Here is a 19924-nt window from a genome sequence, read left to right as displayed (position 1 = left end):
GGCTAGCGCGCCCGCAGATCGTGCTCGCGCAGCATCACGGGCTCGCGCGCGCCTTCTGCGACGCGGTGGCGCACGGCCGCCTCGATCGCGGCCAGGTTCTGCGCGTACGTCTGCAGCGGATCTTCGTCACGGCCCTCGGGCCGGTAGTGGTAGTGCAGGGTCTGTTTGCCGATGCTGGCGCCGACCCACTGCGTGTCGATCTCGACCCAGAAGCGCACGGTTTCCGAGGCTTCGTGGAAGAAGGGGGCTTGTGACATGGCGGAACTCCTGGTGTGGCGGGTCCAGCGCCTGGTGTCGGGAAGAAGGCGGCCCACACGGGCCGCAAGCGGATGGCGCAGGTGCGCAGAGCGGTGTGCCGGCATGGGGCGGTGCTGCGCGTGGCCCAGCATACGCTGGTGAATGGCTGGCGGGCGCCGACGCACGTCGTCTCAGGCGCCTGTCCTACGTCGAGGGGGGCTGATGTGTGCCCGTAGCGCTCACAACGCCAGCGATGCCGCCCAGCTGCGGAACTGATCCAGCTCGCGCGAGTGCCGCTTGTAGGTGTCCGGCGGCAGCACCAGGTAGTAGGTGGTGCTGCCCAGGTCGACCAGCAGGTTGAACGGTGCCACCAGCCGTCCTTCGCTCAGCTCACGCTCGACCAGCGCCTTCTGCGCGATGACAACGCCGTAGCCCTCCAGCGCGGCCTCGTAGGCCAGGGCCGACGACTCGTAGCGCGGGCCCCGGCTGACGTCGATGTCATCCACACCGGCGGCCCGCAACCATTGCTGCCAGTCGTCCGGCCGCGCCAGCGTGTGCAGCAGGGTCTCGCGCGCCAGATCGCGGGGGTGGCGCAGGCGGCTCAGTTTTTCGGGCACGCACACCGGGATGACCTCGTTGGCCATCAGCTTGTAGGCGACGAGCCCCTTCCAGTGGCCGGTGCCCAGGCAGATGCCCGCGTCCAGATCTTCACGCTCGAAGTCGGGCGGCAAGACGGATGTGTTGAGCTTCACGTCGATGTCGGGGTGCGCCTGGTGAAAGCCGGCCAGGCGGGGCAACAGCCAGCGCATGGCCACACTGTGCGGCGCGCGGATCGTGAACGCGTGCCGGTCGCTGACGCGGGTCAGGTCCGCCGTGGCCCGCCGCAGCCCTGCGAACAGCCGGGCTACTTCACCGTGGTACTGGCGCCCGGCCGCTGTCAGCACGATGCTGCGGTGCTCGCGGGTGAACAGATGCTGGCCCAGGTGCCGCTCCAGCGCACGGATCTGCTGGCTGATGGCCGCAGGCGTCACGCACAGTTCTTCAGCCGCGCGCGTGATGCTGCCTGTGCGGCCGACGGCGTCGAATGCTTTTAGTGCGGTCAGCGGGGGCAGGCCGTCCATGGTTCGATTTAGAAAAACTAAAGTTTGACACAGCGAATGTTGGTTGAGTGAACGCTGTGCACACCGCAACATGGGCCTTCACCCTCCCGTGCCAGCGTGTCTTTCTTCAAGGAGCACCTTCTGATGTCTCGCCACTTTGCTTGCGCCCGACGCGCCATCCTTCTCGCCGCGGCGGGCCTGTTGGCCAGCCCGGCTTTCGCGACCGGCGCATTCCCCCAGCGCACCGTCAGCATCGTCGTGCCCACGACGGCCGGCGGTACGGCAGACATCCTGGCCCGCCTCATCGCCCCGAAGCTCTCGCAGATGTGGGGCCAGGCCGTCGTGGTGGAGAACAAACCGGGCGCCGGGTCGCTGATCGGCGCCGAGTACGTGGCGCGGGCCGCGCCGGACGGCCACACGCTGATGCTCACGTTCAACGAGCTGGCCTCGCTGCCGTCGATCAACAAGAACGTGCGGCTGGACGTGGTGGGCGACCTCACCCGCATCGGCCGCATCGGCAGCCTGGGTGTGCTCGTGCTCGCGCACCCTTCGATGAAGGCCAACACGTTGCAGGAGCTCATCACGACGCTGCAGGCCAGCCCGGGCAAATACACGTATTCGTCCAATGGCGCTGGGTCGGTGCTGCAGCTGTTCACGGAGATGTTCAAGCGCGAAGCCAAGGTGGACCTTCTGCATGTGCCTTACCGGGGTGCGCTGGAGGCGTCCACCGCGCTGCTGGCCGGTGAAGTCGACGTGCTGGTGCAGTTCGCGTCCGGCAACGTGCAGTCGTATGTGACCAGTGGCCGCGCCAAGGCCTATGCCGTGGCGTCCGAAACGCGCCTGGCCGGCTTGCCCGATGTGCCCACCTCGTCGCAGGCCGGGCTGCCCGGCTTCCGTCTGGAGGCCTGGTACGGGCTGTTCGGCCCGGCGCGGATGGACCCAGCGGTTGCTGAGCGCATCAACCGCGACCTGGCCGAGGCGATGAAGCAGCCCGATGTCGTGCAGCGATTCAACGCCGTCAACCTGCGGCCCCAGCCGGGGACGGTCGCCTCCTTCGACGCCTTCTTCCGCGCCGAGACCACCCGTTGGGCCGAGCTGATCAACAGCGCCGGCATCCAGAGCAGCCAGTGAAGCCACACCACCGAACCGCAGGAGACACCCATGGCCTATGACCCATCGACCCACCGAGCGTTGACCTTCCACGACGCCCAGCCTGCATTCCTGTCGGGCAAGGGTTCGCCACGCGACTACCTCGAGTCCTGCCTGGCCGTCATCGCCGAGCGAGAGCCTGTGCTGCGCGGCTGGGTGGTGCTGAACGAAGCGGGCGCGCGCGCGGCGGCCGATGCATCGGCCGCGCGGTACCGGCACGGCCAGCCGCTGTCGGTGATCGACGGCATGCCGGTGGGCATCAAGGACCTGATCGAGACCAAGGACATGCCCACGCAGATGGGCTGCGCCGCCTTCGACGGCAACTTTCCGAAGAACGACAGTGCCGTGGTGCGCGCCCTGCGCGAGGCCGGCGCCATCATCCTGGGCAAGACGGTGACGACGTCGCTGGGGTTTCTGGACCCTGGCCCGACGACCAACGCCTTCGACAGCGAGCGCACCCCGGGCGGCTCTTCCAGTGGCTCCGGCGCTGTCGTGGGCGCGGGCATGGTGCCGCTGGCCATTGGCTCGCAGCTGGTGGGCTCGGTGCTGCGCCCGGCCAGCTACAACGCCAACTGGGCACTCAAACCGACTTACGGCGCCATCAACCGCGGCGAGCGTCAGGGCTACAGCCAGTCGCATGTGGGCGTGCACGCCAGCAGTGCGCAAGACCTGTGGAACGCGACGTATGAAATCGTGCAGCGTGTTGGCGGCGACCCGGGCCACCCAGGCCTGCATGGCGGCGCTGCACCGCCGCAGCCGAAGAAGCCGGCCACGCTGGTGCTGCTGCAAACCGAAGGCTGGGCCCGGGTCGAGCCACTTGCCATGCAGGCGTTCGAGGCGCTGCTCGTGCGTTTGCAGGGCCAGGGTGTGCGGCTGCTGCGCAGAGACGACAACCCGCTGGTCGAGCACCTGGAGCGGGCGATCGCGGATGCGACCGAGCTGTCACTGCGCCTGATTTCCTGGGAGCAGCGCTGGACGCTGGAGAACCTGGTGGAGCAGCACCCCGGCACCCTGGGCCCGAGCCTGGTGCGCCAGCTGGACACCGGCCGCTCGCTGCGGTTGGCCGACTTTCGCCAATGCCTGCTGGAGCGCGAGCACGCGCGGCAACGCCTCGCCGCGCTGAGCACCTTGGCCGACGGGTTCATCAGCCTGTCTGCATGCGGCCCCGCACCGATCGCCGCGCAAGCCAGGGGCACCAAGTTCCCGACGGGCGACGTGTCGTTCGCGTGTGCCTCATCGTGGCTCGGCACGCCGGCCGTCACCGTGCCGGTGCTGGCGGTCGATGGTTTGCCGCTTGGCGTGCAGATCCTGGGGCAGCCTCACCAGGATGAGGCTGTCGTCGCCATGGGCCGCTGGCTGGAAGTCGCCGCCCGCGGCTGAGCGGCCAGCGTCACCCCACGCGCGCCAGGTGCTCGCGCGCCCAGCGCACGATGTCGGCGCTGCCCATCGCGCCCGGCTGCCGTGCGATCTCGCGGCCGCCGCGGAACAGCGCCAGCGTGGGGATGCTGCGGATCGCGAAGCGCGCGCCCAGCGCCTGCTGGGCCTCGGTATCGACCTTGGCCAGGCGCACCTGCGGTTCCAGCAGCCTGGCTGCCTCTTCGAACGCCGGCGCCATCTGCCGGCAGGGGCCGCACCACGGCGCCCAGAAATCCACCAGCACCGGGATGTCGCTGCGGCCGATGTGTCGCTCGAAGCTGGCGGCGTCCAGCGCCAGCGAATGCCCGGTGAACAAGGGCTGGTGGCACTTGCCGCAGTCCGGGGCTTTGCCCAGGTCGGCCGTGGCCACGCGGTTGGTGGTGTGGCAGTGCGGGCAGACGATGTGCAGGGGTGTGGTCATGCCATCAACTGCGGGCCACCACTGCGCAATTCAAGGGAATCAGCGGCCGTCGTCCGCCGCCACCTGCAGCACCAGCTTGCCGAAATTGCCGCCCGCAAACAGTTTGTTCAGCGATTCGGGGAAGGTGTCCAGGCCCACAACCACGTCTTCCTTGCTCTTCATCCGCCCGTCCTGCAGGTAGCCGGCCAGCTCGCGGATCGCCTCGGGGAAACGCGGCGCGTAGTCGAACACGACCATGCCCTCCATGCGCGCGCGGTTGACCAGCAGGCTCAGGTAGTTGCGCGGGCCGGCGCCCGGCATGCTGTTGGCGTTGTTGTACTGGCTGATGGCGCCGCAGATGATCACGCGGGCCTTGCGGGCCAGTTTGGCCAACACCTGGTCGAGGATCTCGCCACCCACGTTGTCGAAGTAGATGTTCACGCCCTTGGGGCAGTGCTGCTTGAGGCCCTCGCGCACAGCGCCGGGGCCGGCCTTGTAGTCGATGCAGGCATCGAAGCCCAGCTCGTTCACGACCCAGTCGCACTTGGCCGCGCCACCGGCAATGCCGACCACGCGGCAGCCTTTGATCTTCGCGAGCTGGCCCACCGTCTGGCCGACGGCGCCGGCCGCGCCCGAGACCACCACCGTGTCGCCGGGCTGGGGCTGGCCGATGTCGGTCAACCCGAAATAGCCCGTCATGCCCGGCATGCCCAGCACGTTGAGCCACTGGCCGATGCTGCCGATGCCGAGGTCGACCTTGGTCAAGTCGCCGCGCGCGATCTGGTCGGGTGCCAGCAACGCATATTCCTGCACGCCCAGCGCGGCGGAGACGGCGTCACCGACCGCAAACGCCGGGTTCTTCGAGACGACCACGCGGCCGATGCCGCCGGCGCGCATCACCTCGCCGATGGCCACCGGCGGGATGTAGCTCTTCGCGTCGTTGAGCCAGCCGCGCATCGCTGGGTCCAGCGACAGCGACAACGTCTTGACCAGCACGCCGCCCTCGGCCGGCTCGCCGACCGGCTCGGTCGTGAAGCTCCAATGCTCGCGCGTGGCGGTGGTGTCAGGGCGTTTGGCCAGGCGGACCTGGTGGTTGGTGAGGGCGGTGGGCATCAGGTTGTCTCCGGTTGTTGTGGGTGTGCCGCTTTCGCGGGTGTCGTGCAGGATGCAGGTCATGCATTCTCCACAGAGGGATGCGCTTGATCCTGCGACGGGTTGTACGCAATGCATGACGTGGGGGCGTACCAGCCTCCTCGAAGCGATGGCTGTCGCAAGTGCTTCATGTCGCTATGCAGTGCGGCAAAAGGCGCTCGTACTCGTTCTTCACGACCCGATAGCACTCGCAGCTCCGGCCTTCCAGCGCCTTTCGGTCGATAACCGTGATACGGCCGCGGCCGTAAGTGATGAGGCCTGCTCGTTGTAATCTCATCGCAGCCTCGGTCACACCCTCGCGACGAACCCCCAGCATGTTCGAGATCAGCTCCTGCGTCATGTTCAACTGGTTGCTGCTCAATCGATCCAGGCTCATCAGCAGCCACCGACACAGTTGCTGGTCCAGCGAGTGGTAACGATTGCAAACAGCGGTCTGCGCCATTTGTGTGATCAGGGCCTGCGTGTACCGCAGCAACAGGTGCTTGACGGGTATCGAGCGATCGAATTCGGCTTTGATCACTGCCGCAGGCAGCCGGTAACCCTGCCCACCACTTTGCACGACCGCCCGATTCGGCGTCGTGTCACCGCCCATGAACAAGGAAATTCCGACAAGCCCTTCGTTCCCGGCCACGGCAATTTCAGCCGACGCTCCTGTCTCCGTCACGTACAGCAGCGAAACAATCGCTGTGGTCGGAAAGTAGACATGGTGCAGAGTGCACCCCGATTCGTAGAGCACCATGCCAAGCGGGAGCTCAATCGGCTCCAGCGCGGATAACCACTTTTCCAGGTCATCCCTGGGCAGAGATGCGACCAGAAAATTCCTTCTGGGGTCGTCGGCTTGAGTCACTGGCATTCCTAGAGCGGCGTATCGCTACGCGGGCCGCGGGACTTCAAGGCCTCGGCCACCTGTCGGCAGCTGGAGGTGGATTACTTGTCGGAATGGCGCATCTGCGTGAGGGCCGGAGCCATCAACACCAACAGGAAGCGCCCCGGTGTGATGTCCTGGTCGACCGCAGCCTGCACGGTGCGGTGCGTGCCCAAAATCGGCTTCAGCTCCAGCTCGCAGGTCTCTGGGGCGCGGCCTGGGCGCGTCCGAGCGAGCAGCGCTTGCAGTGCCTCAATGCTGGGTAGCATCAAAAAACTGGTCAGCGCAAGACCCAGCAGCTCTTTGCTGGTCGCGCCCAGCAGTCGCGCGCCTGCCAGGTTGATCTCGCACAACACTGTTCGTGTGTCAATGGTCATGTAGCCGACGGGCGCCCGCTCGACCAGATCCGCCTGGCGCCTCAGCGCAGTCTCCAACTCGGACTGTGAGCGACGAAGCTCTTCTTGCTGAAGATCCAGCTCGACCTGATGAACCTGCAGTTCGTGAAGCAGCGCCACGGCGTCCCCCGCTGTCGCTGGCGACGATGCCAGCTGATGCAGCACTGCCATAGCGTCGATCTGACCGGCCCGCTTACCAGTTGCCGGGCTGCTACCGCCCAGTTTGTCTGCGGCACGCTGGCGCAGGCTTGCCAAGCTGTGCGCCTCGTTCAATGCATCTGACATTTGAGTTCCTGTTGGATGGGTATTGTGGCCTGAACAATCCCAAGGGGCGGTGCGTTCTAGGCCTTGCGCAGGCGGGATTCGAGTTCTTTGGCAGCGGTGATGTCAATGAAGGTGATCACCACACCTTGGATCACGTTGGAGAGGGTCCGGTAGGGCTTGATGCGGACCATGAACCAAAGTCCATCGGTGGTGGTGATCTGCTTTTCGGTGAACGTCAAGGTGCGCAGCGTCTGCTTGGCATCGTCGTCCAGCTCCGGGTAGTTCAGCGTGCTGGCCAGTTCGGTCAGGGGTCTGCCGATGTCGGTTTCACGCAGGTGGACGATGCGCGCGATCTGGTCGGTGTATCGACGCACGTTCAACGCACTGTCCAGGAACAGCGTAGCAATGTCGGTGCTGTTCAGCAGGTTCTGCATGTCGCTTTGCGCCAAGGCCAGATCGTCGAGCTTCAACTGCAGCTCACCGTTGAGCGTCTGCAGCTCCTCGTTCATCGATTGGGACTCTTCTTTGGAGGTGGTCAGTTCCTCGTTTGCCGATTGCAGTTCTTCATTGGTCGATTGCAGCTCCTCATTGGCCGCCTGCAGTTCCTCCGCCGACGCCCCCATCTCCTGCCGCAATGCATGTATCTCGTCTTTGCAGCGTTGCAGTTCCTCGGCAGTCACCGCGTCGATCGTGCCCGGCTTGCCACGCCTGCGCTTCACTGGCTCGTGGACATCACGGAAGACGATCATGACCAGTCCGGCCAGAGACTTCGGTTCCTGCATGGCTTTGACGGTCACGTTGACTGTGAACTGTGCGTCATCGCCCAACCGCAGGCCCCTGAGTTCAACGGTGCTCCGGGCCTGCAGCACCTGGCGCAGTCCCGCCGCGATCTGCGCCCGTATAGGCGGGCGTGCCATGACATGAATATTCCAGTTTGCTTTGCCCGACGCAGGCTCCATGTATTTGCTGACACTGCCGTTGATGTACACCACGTCGCCCTGTTCATTGACCAACACCGCGGCCGGAGAGAACTCCTGAAGGAGTGCTTGTTCTGCATGGGTCTGGAGATTGGGCGATGGGCTGGCCGGTTGCGACACTTTCGACTCCTTGGGAAGCCGGCTCGGGAGCGGGCGAGGGATGACGGGGAATTCAACCGAACCGACACTGAGCGCTGACTCGTTGCGCCAATACAGCCTGGATTTCTGGCTGAGCGGCGTGAACAGGGCGTGCGAGCCGCCGACAGTCTCGGAGCCCCCCAGAAGCAGAGCGCCCCCGGGCAGCAGGCTGTAGCTATAAAGGGGCATCAAACGCTTTTGCAACGTGGCGTTGAAATAGATCAACAGGTTGCGACAGCTGAGCAGGTCGAGCTTGGTGAAGGGCGGATCCAGAATCACGTCGTGCTGGGCGAACAGCACCATCTCGCGGATCTCTTTGTCGATCAGGTAGCCATCGCCCTGGGTCGAGAAAAATCTCGCCAGGCGCGCCGGGCTTATGTCGGCCGCGACCTTGGCCGGGTAGCGGCCCTTGCGAGCGACGCTGATCGCATCGGCACTGAGGTCGCTGGCAAAGATCTGGACCGACTTGCCCGCCGCCGCCGGCAGCTCGGCAATGACCTCCCTGAAGACCATCGCCAGAGAGTAGGCCTCTTCACCCGTGGAGCAGCCGACAACCCAAGCCCGTAAGCGCTTGCTTTTGGGGCCTCGCGCGAGCAAGACCGGGAGAACGGATTCCTTTAGCTCCTGCCAGACCTCAGGATCGCGAAAGAAGCTGGTCACGCCGATCAGCATCTCCTTGAAGAGCAGATCCAGTTCCTGAGGGTTCTTTCTGACGAAGCCTTCGTAGTCGGCCTTGGTCGTCAGGCCATGCACGCTCATGCGGCGCTCGATGCGTCGGCGCAAGGTGCTGGGCTTGTAGTCGGAGAGATCGTGTCGGCTCCTTTCGCGAACCATGTGCAGGACCGACGACAGAGCTTGCGCGTTGCTCTCGTCACTGCCAGGGGGCAACATCGCCGCGGCCTGCCGATCGGCCGTGACGCGCAGGATGTGACTGGGCAGTTCGACCGGCAGGCCGACGATATCGACGCAACCTGCAGCAATGGCGCTCTTGGGCATCGAGTCGAACTGTGCCGATTCGGGCGACTGCGCCAAGGTCAGACCGCCCTGCGACTTGATGGCCTGCAAGCCTAGCGTGCCGTCGGCGCCCATCCCCGACAGCACCACACCGATGGCCCGCTCGCCCTGGTCGCGCGCCAGCGAGGAAAACAGCAGGTCGATCGGCAAACGCAAGCCGCGGGGCTGACTTGGCGGCGCCAGGTGCAACATGCCGGACGCCACGGTCAAGTCTCGATTGGGGGGGATGACATAGACGACATCCGGCTCCAGCCGCATCGCCTCCGCGGCTTCGACCACTTGCATGCCGGTGTCTCGCCGCAGCAGTTCCACCAGCATGGCCTTGTGCGTTGGGTCCAGGTGTTGAACCACCACGTAGGCCAGGCCGCTGTCTGCCGGGATCTGAGCCAGGAACTGCCCAATCACGGCCAACCCACCGGCCGAGGCGCCGACGCCGACCGCTTGAACCGCGTTGTCGACGCTAGCGTTGCTACCGTGAGCCGGGGATGTGGGCATGTCGAAGTATCGCTGCAGGACCCGGGCCGAAAGTAGTTTGACGCCTTTGTGGGCGGCCTTGCCACCGCCGCTCAAGCCTTCACTTCAACCACCTGTTCAAACCCGCCGAAGATCATGCGTTTGCCGTCGAACGGCATGGGCGGGTTGCCAGGGGTGGACGGATCCATGCGCGGGTCTTCCATCATCTTCTTCATGCCGGCGTCGCGCGTGGCCTTGTCCGGCCATTCGACCCACGAGAACGCCACCGTCTCCTCGGCCGTGGCCTGGACTGCACGGCGGAAATCGGTGACCTTGCCGTCGGGGACGTCGTCGCCCCAGCCCTCGATGACACGGATGGCGCCCAGCTCGATGAACAGCGAGTCGAAATGGCGCGCGTGCTCGATGAACTTCTGCTTGTTGGCCGTGGGGACGGCGATCACGAAACCATCGATGTAGGACATGTCTTCACTCCTGTTGGGTTGATCGGTCGGCGCGCTCGCCTGAGTGCGCCTCGCATCCCATCGACGAACGACAAGACGCCAAATCGACATGGCCCGCCCGCCCGGCAGCAGGGTAGGCGCCCTGTGACGGCGCCGGGGCAGCGCCGGGGCAGCGCCGGGGCAGCGCCGGGGCAGCGCCGGGGCAGCGCCGGGGCAGCGCCGGGGCAGCGCCGCTGCAGATTGTCGACCCCTCAGCGCTTGGCCGCACGCCTGTGCTCGTGATGGGCTCGCGCTGCGCTTCGACCGATGCGGCGGTGCACGTCCGGGATGGACGCAGCGGCCTACGCGGGTAACGCGCTGGTGCAGGCCGCTGTGGAACGCAAGTTCGAGGTCATCGGCGAAGCACTCAACCAATTGGCCAGACAGGACGTCACCATGGCGTCGAGCATCCCGGATCTGCGTTTGATCGTAGCGCTCCGCAATCAACTGATCCACGGGTACGCCACCATCAGCACCGGCACGGTCTGGAACATTGCACAGGACGCGTTGCCTGTGCTTGTGGCGCGCGTGCAGGGGCTGTTGGACGAATCGACATAGCGCCAGCGCGGTCCGAATCTGGTGGCCGCGAAACGCGGGCTTCACGTGCGGCCGAGGCCGATGACTCACCTGCAGCCCGCTTGCCCCCCAGCCCTCAGCGCTTGGCCGCCCGCACCTTCGCCAGCTCCCCATAGAACGACTTCGCAAACTCGGCCCCGATGGTCTCGGCGTTCTTGTCGATCACCGGCTGCACGGCCGCGCGGATCTTGTCGAGCTCGGCGGGCGGCATGTCGTTGACGGTCATGCCTTTGGCCGTGAGGTGGCCCACGGCGTCGGCCGCGTCCTTCAACTCCAGGCTGCGTTGCAGCGTGCGCGTGCTCTCGGCCACCTTCTGCACCGCCTGCTGCTGGTCAGGCGCCAGGCTGGCCCACCAGCGCTTGCTGGCCACCAGCGCCACGGGCGTGTAGACATGGTTGGTGATGGTCAGGTACTTCTGCACCTCGAACATCTTGTTGGCCAGCATGTCCACCACCGGGTGCTCGTAGCCGTCCAGCGCCTTGATCTCCAGCGCCGGGTAGACCTCGCTGAAGGCCATGGGCACGGCGTTCATGCCCATGGCGTTGAAGCTGGCCAGCGCCATCGGGCTTTGCATCACGCGCACCTTCAGGCCCTTCATCTCCGCCATGGTGGCCAGCGGGCGCTTGCTGTTGGACATGTTGCGAAAGGCGCCGCCAGCCCACACCAGGCCCTGCATGTTCATGTCGGCCAGGCCGTCCAGCAGCTTGCGGCCCACGGGGCCATCGAGCACCTGGGCGGCTTCCGCGTCGCTGGCCAAGATGAACGGGAAGTCGAAGATCTGCAGTTCCTTCTTGCGCGCGGAGATCGGCGCCAGCGCGCCCATGTACAGGTCCTGCGTGCCGCTTTGCGTGGCGATCAGCATCTTGTCTTCGGCGCCGAGCTGGGCGCTGCCGTAGACGTCGATCTGCACCTTGCCACCGGTGGCCTTGGCCACATCGGCAGCGAACTGCTTCATCGCCACGGCGCGTGGGTGGCTCTCGGTGAAGGAATGGCCCAGGCGGGCGCGCTTGACGTCTTGCGCGCTGGTGCCGGTGGTGGCCAGGGCCAGCGTGGCGGCGGCGGCGATCGTGGTGAAGGTCCGGCGGGTCGTGAAGCGGTGCATCGTGGTGGATCTCGTGGACGGTTTAGTCGAAGCTGAGCAGCACCTTCATGGACTGCGTGCGGTCTGCCGCCAGCGCGAATGCCCGGCCGGCATCTCGGTAGGGCATGGTCGCCGAAACCAGGGGTTTCAAGTCGACCAGCCGCTGGTTGATCAGCTGCACGGCCACGCCGAACTCTTCGTGGAAGCGGAAGGTGCCGCGCAGGTCGAACTCCTTGGCCACCACCACGTTGAATGGCAACGTGAGTTCGGCGCCCGACAGGCCCAGCTGCACGATCACGCCGCGCGGGCGCACCACGTCGAAGGCGGCGCGCAGCGCAGCGGCATTGCCACTCGATTCGAACAGCACGTCGAACTGGCCCTTGTCGACCGCGTACTTGGCCAGCTCGCCAGGTTGTTCTGCAATGTTGATGACCTCGTCGGCACCGATCTGCAGCGCCTTGCGCAAGGTGTTGGCCACCACGTCGGTGACGACGATGCGGCCGGCACCGGCGCGGCGTGCGGCGATCACCACCATCGCGCCGATGGGGCCGCAGCCTGTCACAAGCACCGTGCGGCCCAGCAGCGGGCCTGCCCGGTTGACGGCATGCAGGGCCACGGCCAGCGGTTCGGCCATGGCGCCTTCGCCATCGGTGATGCCGTCGGCCAGCGGGAAGGCCTGGCTCTGGTGGATCACGATCTCGCGGCGGAACGCGCCCTGCACATGCGGCATGCGCATGGCGCTGCCGTAGTAGCGCATGTCCAGGCAGTGGTTCTGCAGGCCCTGCTGGCAGAAGCGGCAGGCCCCGCAGGGCTGGCTGGGGTTGATGGCCACGCGCGTGCCGACGGGTAGCGCGGTGACACCATCGCCCAGCTCTTCGATGATGCCGGCTGCCTCGTGTCCCAGCACCATGGGCTGCTGGATGCGGATGGTGCCGAACCCTCCATGCTGGAAGTAGTGCAGATCCGACCCGCAGATGCCGCCGGCGCGCACGCGCACGCGCACCTGGCCGGCCTCGACCGCAGGGGTGGGAACATCTTCGACACGCAGATCGCCGGCGGAGTGGATGACAAGGGCTTCCATGGTGTTGTCTCGCAAAAGGTTGTTGTTGGGAACTCAGTGGGCAACGGCGGGCTGCGTCATCTCGTCATCCAGGCCAGCGGCCACATGACGATCTGCGGAAACAGCACCAGCAGGAACATCACGATGGCCTGCGCCACCATGAACGGGATCACCCCCTTGATCGCGCCGCTCATCGGGATCTTGGCCACGCCGCAGACCACGTTGAGTACCGTGCCCACCGGCGGCGTCACCAGGCCGATGGCGTTGTTCATGATGAACAGCACGCCGAAGTACACCGGGTCGATGCCGGCCTGCTTCAAGACCGGCATCAGCACGGGCGTCATGATCAGCACCGTGGGCGTGAAGTCCAGCGCCGTGCCGACCAAGAGCACCAGCAGCATCAGCACGAAGGTCAGCAGCATCTTGTTGTCCATCAGCGGCGCGACCAGTTCGGCCAGCTGCTGCGGGATGTTGGCCGTGGTGATCAGCCAGGCCGACACGCCCGCCGCCGACACCAGGAACATGATGATGGCCGTGGTCTCGGCCGCGCGGTAGAACAGGCGGAACAGCTGCGAGGGCTTGATCTCGCGGTAGACGAACATGCCCACCACCAGCGAGTACATGGCCGCGATCACCGCAGCCTCGGTCGGCGTGAACCAGCCGAACTTGAGGCCACCGACGATCACGATGGGCAGCACCATGGCCCACAGCGCCTGGCGCGTGGCCGCGAGCCGCTCGGCCGTGGTCTTGCGCGGCTCGGTGGTCATGTTGTCGCGCCCGATGCACCAGCGCCAGGCGATCATGATGGCCACGCCCATCAGGATGCCCGGCACGATGCCGGCGATGAACAGCTTGGTGATGGAGACGCCGCCCGTCACCCCATACAGGATCATCGCGATCGACGGCGGGATCACCGGCGCGATGATGCCGCCGCAGGCGATCAGCCCGCAGGAGCGGTTCACGTCGTAGCCGGCCTTGCGCATCAGCGGCACCAGCACCGCGGCCAGCGCGGCGGTGTCGGCCACGGCCGAGCCCGAGAGAGACGCCATGACGATGGCGGCCAGCACGGCCACATAGCCCAGCCCGCCGCGGATGTGGCCGATCCAGGCCATGGCCATCTGGATGATGCGGCGCGTCATGCCGCCGGCGTTCATGAACTCGCCGGCCAGCATGAAGAAGGGCACGGCCAGCAGCGGGAAGCTGTTGGCGCCGTCCCACATGTTCTGCACCACGATCTGCGGATCGGTGAAGCCCATCGTGTACATGATGGCCAGGCCGCAGCCGATCAGCGCGAACGCCACCGGCATGCCCAGGGCCATCAGCCCCAGCAGCGAGGAGATGAAGATGAAGATGGTCATGGCCGGCCCCCGGCCTTGGCGGTCTGCGCCTGCATCTCGTGCTCGGCCTCCAGCGCTTCGTTCATGCCTTCTTCGTGCACGTCGATCAGTTCATCGTCGCCCACCTTGCCGGCGAACAGCCGCACCAGGTTGGACAGGCAGATCAGCCCGATGGCGCCGCCGGTGAGGTAGCTCACGCCGTAGACCCACAACATGCTCCACTGCGCCACCGGCGATGCGTTGCCGGCGATGATGTCGTGCTGCAGCCAGGTGCCGTAGACGATGTAGACGCAGCACACCAGCATGATGGCCTGGCTGATGCCCCAGCAGATGCGCCGGCCCAGCGCCGGCAGCATCCGCACCACGATGTCCACGCCCAGGTGCGCGCGTTTGCGCATGCCGACGATGGCGCCCAGGAAGGTCATCCACACGAAGGCGAAGCGCGGCACTTCTTCGGAAAGGTCGATGCCGGTGTTCAGGAACAGGCGCAGCATCACATTGCCGAACACCATGAGCAGCATGGTGAGCAGGCACAGCACCATGACGACTTCCAGCCCGCGCGTGAGCGCATCGGCCAGCGATTTCAACATCCTGCCCATGGCAGATCCTTCGCTTCGCGCTGTCGTTTACTTGGCCCGCACCTTGTCGATCTCGGCCAGAAAGCCCTTGACGAAGTCCTCACCGATCACCGGCGCGAACTTGGCCACCACGGGCTTGACCTTGTCCTGCACGCGGGCCAGCTCGGCCGGGCTCATGGTGTTCATGGTCACGCCTGCGGCCTTGAACTTGTCCACCACCGCGGCGTCGCCTTCGTCCAGCAGCTTGCGCTGGTACAGGCCGGCCTCGGTGGCGGCCTTCTGCACGCCCGCCTTGTCATCGGGCGAGAGGCTGTCCCAGAATTTCTTGGAGGCGACCAGGGCCACCGGCGTGTAGACGTGGTTGGTCACGGTGATGAACTTCTGCACCTCCTGCATCTTGTTGGAGTACATGTGCAGCAGCGGGTTCTCTTGCCCGTCCAGCGCCTTGATTTCCAGCGCGGGGAACACCTCGGCAAACGCCATGGGCGTGGCGTTGGCGCCGATGGTCTTCCAGGTTTCCAGCGCGACCGGGTTTGTCATCACGCGGATCTTCAGGCCGCTCACGTCTTCCAGCTTGGTGACGCTGCGCTTGCTGTTGGACAGGTTGCGAAAGCCCATGCCGGTCCAGGTCAGGCCGACCAGGCCGGCCGGCGCGATCTTCTCGAAGATCTGCTTGGACGAAGCGCCGTCCAGCACGGCGTAGACCTCGCGCTGGTCGCGGAACATGAAGGGCAAGTCCCAGACCTGCACTTCCTTCACGCGGGTGGACAGGGGCGCCAGCGTGCCGATGTACATGTCCTGCGTGCCCGACTGCACGGCCTGCAGCTGCTTCTCGTCGCTGCCCAGCGTGGCCGAGTGGTAGGCCTGCACCTTGACGTTGCCCTTGGTGTAGGTGGAAGCGAGCTCGGTGAACTTGTTCATCGCCGCGGCCTGGGGGTGGCTTTCGGGCATGGCGTGGCCGATGCGGGCCTTGATCTCGGCCATGGCGGGCGTGGCGAGCACGCTGGCGGCCGCGATGGCCAGGATGGTGCGGCGGGTGGTGGTGAAGCGCGTGGACGGCATGTGGTCTCCGAATGCGGGTTGCAAACAAAAAAATTGGCGCGCCGGCCTGTGCCGGCGCGCCGCGGGTGCGCTTACTTCGTGTCTTCGATGGCCTTGAGCAGGTCAGGGCCCAGCTTCTCACCGAAGGTCTTGGCGATCGGCTCGGCCACGATCTTCTGGAACGGCGCCATGTCGACCTTCTCGACCACCTGCATGCCGGACTTCTTCAGCTCCTCGACCCACTTGCCCGCGTTGCTGGCGTTCAGCTCGCGCTGGTAGCGGGCGGCCTCGCGGGCAGACTCGACCACCACGGTCTGGTAGTCGGCAGGCAGGCTGTCGAACTTGGCCTTGTTCATGACCAGGATCAGCGGCGAATAGATGTGGTTGCTGACCGTCAGGTGCTTCTGCACTTCGTAGAACTTGGCCGACAGCGTGACGTTGATCGGGTGCTCCTGCGCGTCGAAGGCGCCGCTTTCCAGCGCACCGTACAGCTCGGCAATCGCCAGCGGCGAGGGGTTCATGCCCAGGAGCTTGAAGGCCTGGATGTGATACGGGTTGGGCGTGGAGCGGATCTTCAGGCCCTTCAAATCTTCGGGCGTGCGGATGGGGCGCTTGCCGGTGGTGAAGGCGCGCCAGCCGTTTTCCCAATAGGCCAGGCCCTTCAGGCGGTGCGGGCCGAATTCATCGAGCACCTTGGTGCCGATGGGGCCGTCGAGCACGGTGTAGGCGTGCTGTGCGGTGCGGAACACGAAGGGCAGCTCGAACGCCGCCGTGGCCGGCACGATGCCGTTGTAGTTGGAAGCGCCGCTGGAGACGATGTCGATCGTGCCCCCGCGTGCGCCGCTGATCATGGCGGCATCCGTACCCAGCGTGCTGGACGGGAAGATGGTGATCTCCACATCGCCGTTGGTGCGGGCCTTCACCAGCTCGGCCATCTTCACGGCGGCGGCGTGCTGGCCGTCGGTGGTGTTCACCGCGTGGCCGAGCTTGAGGTTGAACTTGGCGGCCAGGGCGCCGGCCGGGATGCAGGCGGCGGCCAGGCAGGCCAGGGCGAGTCGGGTGAACTTTTTCATGCTGTTGTCTCCTTGGGGTTGGGTCTTGTGGGCTTACACGAGGCGGTTGACGAGTGGCTGGCCGGCCACCAATCGTCCGATGTTGTCGGCCATGGTCTGCTGGCGACGGCGCACGGTGCCTTCTGTCCAGCCGGACATGTGCGGCGCCATGCGCACGTTGTCCAGCTCGGCGAAGGGCAGACGCGAGGGCGCGCATTGCGGCTGCGTGGGCGTGGGGTACTGGTACCAGGTGTCGATGACGGCGCGGCCCAGGTGCCGGCTCTTGAGTGCATCGAACAGCGCCTGCTCGTCGATGACCGGGCCGCGCGCCACGTTCACGATCGTGCTGCCGGGGCGCATGGCGGCGAGTGCGGCGGCGTCGACGATGCCGGTGGTCTCGGGCGTCAGCGGCAGGGTGACGATGACGATGTCCACGCTGGCCATGAAGGCGTGCAGCTCGGTCAGCAGAAAGGCGCGGTCCACCGCGTCGGTCTTCAGCGGGCTGCGGTTGGCCGCGTGCACGCGCATGCCGAAGGCCCGTGCGCGGTGGGCAATCGCCTGGGCGATGTGGCCGAAGCCCAGGAGGCCGATGGTCTGGCTGCCCAGCTCGGTGCGCAGGGCGCCGGGGCGGCCGGCCCAGAACGTCCATTCACCACGGCGCAGATCGGCATCGGCGCGGGCCAGGGGCACGTGCTGCTCCAGCAGCGCCGCGAACACGTATTCGGCAATCGCATGCTCATGGCCGTGGCAGTTGCACAGCGCCGTCTGCGCGGGCAGGCAGGTGCGGTCGATCGCATCGGTGCCGGCGGCGGGCGCGTGGTACAGGCGCGCGTCGGCAACGGGCGGCATGCTCGCGTCGAGCTTGGTGCCGATCAGCACCTCGGCGCTGGCGAAGTGCTCGGCCTCACCTGGTGCGGCCAGCGTGTCGCTGACATGGACGATCTCATGGCCGGGGCCGATCAAGGCATCGAAGCCCTGGCGGAAGCCGCCGGCGTTCTGGCCGTGGAAGACGATTTTCAAGGGCAGCTCCTGCGAGGGTAGTGGGGGTGAAAAAATCAAGGCAGGGCCAGGCTGCCGTCCAACAGGCGCGTCTGCGTCCAGGTGGTGACGCCTGCCGTGGCCGGGTACCTGGCGGCTTCGGCTTCGTTCACGTCCACGCCCAGGCCGGGCTTGTCGTTGGCGTAGACGAAGCCTTTGCGGCATTCCGGCAGGCCGGGGAACACATCGAGCAGTGCGCTGCCAGAGCCCGTCAGCTCCTGGATCACGAAGTTCGGCGGCTCGGTGCCCGACCATTCCTGGATGCCGAAGTTGCGTGCCGCCAGATCCATATGGATGTTGGCCGCGTGGCCCAGCGGCGACTGGTCGCCCGGGCCGTGCCAGGCCGTGCGCACGCCGTACTGCTCGGCAAAGATCTGCAGCTTGCGCGTGGGCGTGATGCCGCCCAGCTGGCTGGGGTGCACGCGGATGAAGTCGATCAGCCGCTCTGCGATCAGCGTGCGCCACTCGAACGGGTGGTTGAACAACTCGCCCTGGGCCAGCGGCGTGCTGGTTTGCGCGCGCAGGCGGCGCAGCCATTCGCCTTCTTCGAGCGGGATCGCGTCTTCGAGGAAGAACAGCTGGTAGGGCTCCAATTGCTGGGCCAGCCGCACGGCGTCGGCCGGGCGCAGGCGCTCGTGCACGTCGTGGCACAGCTCGACCTCGAAACCCAGCTTGCTGCGCAGCGCATCGAACAGCGCCACGGTGTCGCGCATGTAGCGGCGCGGCTCCAGGTAGATGCCCTCGGCCGACCCTTCTGCAGCTTGCACCGGTGCTGCGCCGAAGCCGCCGCCGCCATAGCCGCCGCTCTGGCAGCGGATGTGCTGGATTCCCAGTTCGCGCAGGCGGGCCACGTCGTCGCACAGCGCGTCGATGTCGCGGCCCTCGGCGTGGCGGTAGACCGGCACGCCCTGGCGCACCTTGCCGCCCAGCAGCTGGTAGACCGGCATGCCAGCCAGCTTGCCCTTGATGTCCCACAGCGCCATGTCCACGCCCGACATGGCGTTGTTCTCGATCGGGCCGTTGCGCCAGTAGGCGTTCTGGTGCATCAGCTGCCACAGCTCTTCGATGGCCTCGGCGTCGCGGCCGACCAAGAGGGGCTTGAGGTACTGCTCGACCACGCATTGCACGGCCAGGTGGCGGTAGGCGAAGGTGGCGCAGCCGAAGCCCACGAGGCCGCTCTGGTTGGTCTCCACCTTCACGACCAGCAGGTTGATGCCCTGCGGCGCCGTGGCAATGGTGGTGACGTTGGTGATCAGCGTGGCCATGGTGGCCTCACAGAACGGAGAGCCAGCCGCCGTCGACGTAGATGATCTGGCCGTTCACGTAGTCCGACGCACTCGACGCCAGGTACACGGCGGTGCCGGCCAGTTCATCGGGCCGGCCCCAGCGCTTGGTGGGGTTGCTGGCCTTGACCCAGGCGTCGAACTCGGGGTTGTCGACCAGGGCCTGGTTCATGTCCGTGAGGATGTAGCCGGGGCCGATGCTGTTGGCCTGGATGTTGTGCTGCGCCCATTCCGCCGCCATCGATTTGGACAGCAGCTTGATGCCGGCCTTGGCCACGGTGTAGGGCGCCACCGTGGCGCGCGCGGCCGCGCTGGTCAGCGAGCCGATGTTGATGATCTTGCCGGCCTTGCGCGGCACCATGCGGCGCGCCGCCTCGCGGCCCACGAGGAAGGCCGCCGTGAGGTTGGTGTCGATCACGCGCTGCCAGTCGGCCAGCGGCACGTCCAGCAGCGGCTGGCGGTGCTGGATGCCGGCGTTGTTGACGACGATGTCGATGGCCATGCCCTGTGCATCGAACTGCGCGAAGGCGGCTGCGACGGCGCTTTCCACCGCCACATCGAACACCGCACCGCTGGCGCCGATGCCCTCGGCCTGCAGCTTGGCGACGGCTTCATCCACCGCGCTGTGCTGCCGGCCATTGACGACGATGTGGGCACCGGCCTGGCCCAGGCCCTGCGCCAGCGCGTAGCCAATGCCACGCGTGGAGCCAGTGATCAGCGCGGTGCGGCCGGAAAGATCGAAGGGGCTGCGGGGGGCGGGTGTGTTCATGGGCGCTGAATTTATCGGAGGTATGACGTTTGATCGATCAGGGGAAACC

The 19924-nt window shown here is 66.3% G+C and carries 20 protein-coding genes; 3 read left to right on the top strand and 17 right to left on the bottom strand.

Going from position 1 to position 19924, the window contains the following annotated elements:
- Positions 1–2: 2 nt before the first annotated feature.
- Both AC099J_RS11870 and gcvA read right to left on the bottom strand, forming a co-directional pair.
- Entirely contained in the window at positions 3–257 is a 255-nt protein-coding gene (locus AC099J_RS11870; protein WP_479615436.1) for a DUF1488 family protein, read from the bottom strand.
- Positions 258–476: 219 nt separating this feature from the next.
- Positions 477–1358: a transcriptional regulator GcvA gene (gene gcvA, locus AC099J_RS11865; RefSeq protein WP_479615435.1), complete on the bottom strand. Its 882-nt coding sequence runs from the start codon at positions 1356–1358 to the stop codon at positions 477–479.
- Positions 1359–1481: 123 nt separating this feature from the next.
- Between gcvA and AC099J_RS11860 the strand changes: the two genes are divergently transcribed.
- A complete protein-coding gene (locus AC099J_RS11860) occupies positions 1482–2468 on the top strand; it encodes a tripartite tricarboxylate transporter substrate binding protein (protein ID WP_479615434.1) in 987 nt (328 codons plus the stop codon).
- Positions 2469–2498: 30 nt separating this feature from the next.
- Entirely contained in the window at positions 2499–3866 is a 1368-nt protein-coding gene (locus AC099J_RS11855) for an amidase (protein WP_479615433.1), read from the top strand.
- Positions 3867–3876: 10 nt separating this feature from the next.
- Here AC099J_RS11855 and trxC read toward each other — a convergent pair whose 3' ends face one another.
- The 6 genes from trxC to AC099J_RS11825 form a co-directional block, all read right to left on the bottom strand.
- The gene (trxC, locus tag AC099J_RS11850; RefSeq protein ID WP_479615432.1) at positions 3877–4323 is read right to left on the bottom strand and encodes a thioredoxin TrxC; all 447 of its coding nucleotides are present in this window, start codon (positions 4321–4323) and stop codon (positions 3877–3879) included.
- 39 nt (positions 4324–4362) lie between these two features.
- Positions 4363–5415: an NADP-dependent oxidoreductase gene (locus AC099J_RS11845; RefSeq protein WP_479615431.1), complete on the bottom strand. Its 1053-nt coding sequence runs from the start codon at positions 5413–5415 to the stop codon at positions 4363–4365.
- A gap of 166 nt (positions 5416–5581) precedes the next feature.
- Positions 5582–6307: a Crp/Fnr family transcriptional regulator gene (locus AC099J_RS11840; protein ID WP_479615430.1), complete on the bottom strand. Its 726-nt coding sequence runs from the start codon at positions 6305–6307 to the stop codon at positions 5582–5584.
- 74 nt (positions 6308–6381) lie between these two features.
- On the bottom strand, positions 6382–6999 hold the full coding sequence (locus AC099J_RS11835; RefSeq protein WP_479615429.1) for a PAS domain S-box protein: 618 nt from the start codon (positions 6997–6999) through the stop codon (positions 6382–6384).
- A gap of 56 nt (positions 7000–7055) precedes the next feature.
- A complete protein-coding gene (locus AC099J_RS11830; RefSeq protein WP_479615428.1) occupies positions 7056–9677 on the bottom strand; it encodes a chemotaxis protein CheB in 2622 nt (873 codons plus the stop codon).
- Positions 9674–10042 (bottom strand): DUF1428 domain-containing protein, encoded by a 369-nt coding sequence (locus tag AC099J_RS11825; RefSeq protein WP_210827756.1) that lies wholly within the window; start codon positions 10040–10042, stop codon positions 9674–9676. The genes AC099J_RS11830 and AC099J_RS11825 overlap by 4 nt, the downstream gene beginning before the upstream one ends.
- Before the next feature lie 285 nt (positions 10043–10327).
- Between AC099J_RS11825 and AC099J_RS11820 the strand changes: the two genes are divergently transcribed.
- Entirely contained in the window at positions 10328–10618 is a 291-nt protein-coding gene (locus AC099J_RS11820; protein ID WP_479615427.1) for a HepT-like ribonuclease domain-containing protein, read from the top strand.
- A 94-nt stretch (positions 10619–10712) separates the two neighbouring features.
- Here the strand turns inward: AC099J_RS11820 and AC099J_RS11815 are convergent, their stop codons facing one another.
- The 9 genes from AC099J_RS11815 to AC099J_RS11775 form a co-directional block, all read right to left on the bottom strand.
- A complete protein-coding gene (locus AC099J_RS11815; RefSeq protein WP_479615426.1) occupies positions 10713–11738 on the bottom strand; it encodes a DctP family TRAP transporter solute-binding subunit in 1026 nt (341 codons plus the stop codon).
- Positions 11739–11760: 22 nt separating this feature from the next.
- Positions 11761–12798: an L-idonate 5-dehydrogenase gene (locus AC099J_RS11810; RefSeq protein WP_479615425.1), complete on the bottom strand. Its 1038-nt coding sequence runs from the start codon at positions 12796–12798 to the stop codon at positions 11761–11763.
- A gap of 56 nt (positions 12799–12854) precedes the next feature.
- Positions 12855–14135, bottom strand: coding sequence for a TRAP transporter large permease (locus tag AC099J_RS11805; protein WP_479615424.1), 1281 nt, complete (start codon positions 14133–14135; stop codon positions 12855–12857).
- Entirely contained in the window at positions 14132–14713 is a 582-nt protein-coding gene (locus AC099J_RS11800; RefSeq protein ID WP_479615423.1) for a TRAP transporter small permease, read from the bottom strand. The genes AC099J_RS11805 and AC099J_RS11800 overlap by 4 nt, the downstream gene beginning before the upstream one ends.
- Before the next feature lie 27 nt (positions 14714–14740).
- Positions 14741–15754 carry a TRAP transporter substrate-binding protein gene (locus AC099J_RS11795; RefSeq protein WP_479615422.1) on the bottom strand — a complete coding sequence of 338 codons (1014 nt, stop codon included), beginning with the start codon at positions 15752–15754 and terminating at the stop codon, positions 14741–14743.
- A gap of 71 nt (positions 15755–15825) precedes the next feature.
- Positions 15826–16806: a TRAP transporter substrate-binding protein gene (locus AC099J_RS11790; RefSeq protein WP_479615421.1), complete on the bottom strand. Its 981-nt coding sequence runs from the start codon at positions 16804–16806 to the stop codon at positions 15826–15828.
- Positions 16807–16839: 33 nt separating this feature from the next.
- A complete protein-coding gene (locus AC099J_RS11785) occupies positions 16840–17805 on the bottom strand; it encodes a 2-hydroxyacid dehydrogenase (RefSeq protein ID WP_479615420.1) in 966 nt (321 codons plus the stop codon).
- Between the two features lie 35 nt (positions 17806–17840).
- Positions 17841–19088, bottom strand: coding sequence for an enolase C-terminal domain-like protein (locus AC099J_RS11780; RefSeq protein ID WP_479615419.1), 1248 nt, complete (start codon positions 19086–19088; stop codon positions 17841–17843).
- Positions 19089–19095: 7 nt separating this feature from the next.
- Complete coding sequence (locus AC099J_RS11775; protein ID WP_479615418.1) at positions 19096–19875, bottom strand: SDR family oxidoreductase; 780 nt, start codon at positions 19873–19875, stop codon at positions 19096–19098.
- Positions 19876–19924 lie beyond the last annotated feature (49 nt).

Source organism: Rhodoferax sp. RT4P68 (genome assembly GCF_056521305.1).
The sequence above is the reverse complement of the archived record's forward strand: the minus strand, read 5'-3'. Positions and strand labels throughout refer to the sequence as shown.